At 53.0% G+C, this 1,810-nt stretch carries 2 protein-coding genes; one reads left to right on the forward strand and one right to left on the reverse strand.

Annotation, left to right across the window (positions count from 1 at the left end; translation table 11 throughout):
* On the forward strand, positions 1-449 hold a 449-nt coding region (locus ACOCD2_RS18460; protein WP_419625873.1), incomplete at its 5' end, for a transposase.
* A gap of 38 nt (positions 450-487) precedes the next feature.
* Here the strand turns inward: ACOCD2_RS18460 and ACOCD2_RS18465 are convergent.
* Positions 488-1,597: an ATP-binding protein gene (locus ACOCD2_RS18465; protein WP_419625875.1), complete on the reverse strand. Its 1,110-nt coding sequence runs from the start codon at positions 1,595-1,597 to the stop codon at positions 488-490.
* Between the last annotated feature and the right edge of the window lie 213 nt (positions 1,598-1,810).

Consider the following 1,810-nt stretch of genomic DNA (forward strand, 5'->3'; position numbering starts at 1 on the left):
ATGATGAGGTCGTTATGCTCAAGAATCTGCGCTGTCCGGTTCGGCTGGTCTGGGTGTTCAGAAAAACACGCCGGGTCGCTTTCTTCAGCACCGACCTGACACTCTCGGCCCAACAGGTCATTGAGTATTACGGGGCACGTTGGAAGATCGAATCCGGGTTCAAGGAGATCGGCAGCGCCAAAAGCCAGACGCGCAATGCACATGCGGTGATCAATCATCTGAACTTCTGTATGATGGCGACGACCATTACCGGGATCTATGCCGATCGCATCAAGGCAGATCCCCAACGGCGCCATGTGGTCAAAGGGCGTACCAGTTTTGCCTTTTCCGATGTCCGGAGACTGATTGCCGATGCCGCGCTATCTGAGGATTTTCTCAGACTTTGGCCCGACCGGGAGAAATGCCGGCAAAATACTTTCGTCTCCCTTCTGCTACGCATGGTGGCTTGAGTTTGCAAGATCAGGGAAGTGAAAATAATGGTGAAACTTCAGATCACGATCTGATCAGCGTCGATTTCAAACCAGGGCAGAACAGTGACATCGGAGCGTGTTTGCGGGGTGTCACCACCGTAGACTAGCCACGCCCTTCCAGCGCTTTCACCTGCCAGCTTTTTCCAGAATTCCAGCCCCTTGAAGTAGTCACGGTTGATGGTTTGCCCGGATTTGATTTCCAGCGGTGACAGATGGGTTCCATGGTCAATCAGCAGGTCCACCTCGTGTCCTGAACGATCTCGCCAGAAGTAAAGGTTCGAAGTTTCACCTGCGTTATAACGGGCTTTAAGCAATTCACTGATGACCCAGGTTTCGAACAAGGCGCCTCGTTGGACATGGGTCGCCAGTTGCTCGCTGTTCTGGATGCCGAGTAGCCAGCTTGCAAGGCCGGTATCCAGAAAATAGAGTTTGGGGGTCTTGACCAGACGCTTGTTGAAATTCTGGTGATGGGGTGGCAGCAGATGCACGATATAACTGGCTTCCAGTACCGATATCCAGGCCTTGGCCGTGTTGTGCGTAATACCACAGTCATTGGCCAGCGAGGAAAGATTGAGGAGTTGCCCGGTTCGGCCTGCGCACAATTTAAGGAAGCGTTGAAAGGTGCCTAAATCCCGTATGTTGATCAACTGCCGGACATCACGCTCCAGGTAAGTGCGTACATAGTTTCCATACCAAGGGTGGGGGTTGAGTCCGCGGTCGAAGATGGGGGGGAACGCACCATCAAAGAGTGTCTTATCGAGGTTCTGGCCAACTTTTTCTGCATGTTGTAACTCGTTGTAGGTCATGGGGAGCAGTGTCAGTAATGCGGCCCTGCCGGCCAGACTTTGGGTGATACCTGACAACAGGCCGAACTGCTGGGAGCCCGTGAGGATAAACTGGCCGGGTTGTTGTCTTTCATCGACACGCGTTTGAAGATAGGAAAACAGGGCGGGGCAGCGCTGCGCCTCATCCAGGATGGCGCCATCGCCAAACTGGTTCAAAAAGCCACGAGGGTCTGTTTCAGCAAATTCCCGTTGATCGAGATCTTCAAGCGATACGTAACTGTGTCCGGGAAAGGCATGCCTTACCAGAGTGGACTTGCCGGACTGGCGAGGCCCGGTGACCACAACCACTGGATAGCCGTCGGCGAAGTGTTGAAGCCTAGGTTCTGCGTTTCGGGGGATGTAAGACACAGTGGTTTCTGGTTGCTTTACATAACCCTGAATCCGTATTTTCAAATGCGGCCTTCAATTTTGCTCGCTCATTCTTACATCTGGTAGCGTTATTTGACTGGCGGCTGCCTTGTTTGACTGCTCAGCGACATGATTTTCAGCGGGGCT

It is taken from the genome of Thiolapillus sp., assembly GCF_048562965.1.
GTDB lineage: Bacteria > Pseudomonadota > Gammaproteobacteria > Chromatiales > Chromatiaceae > Thiolapillus > Thiolapillus brandeum_A.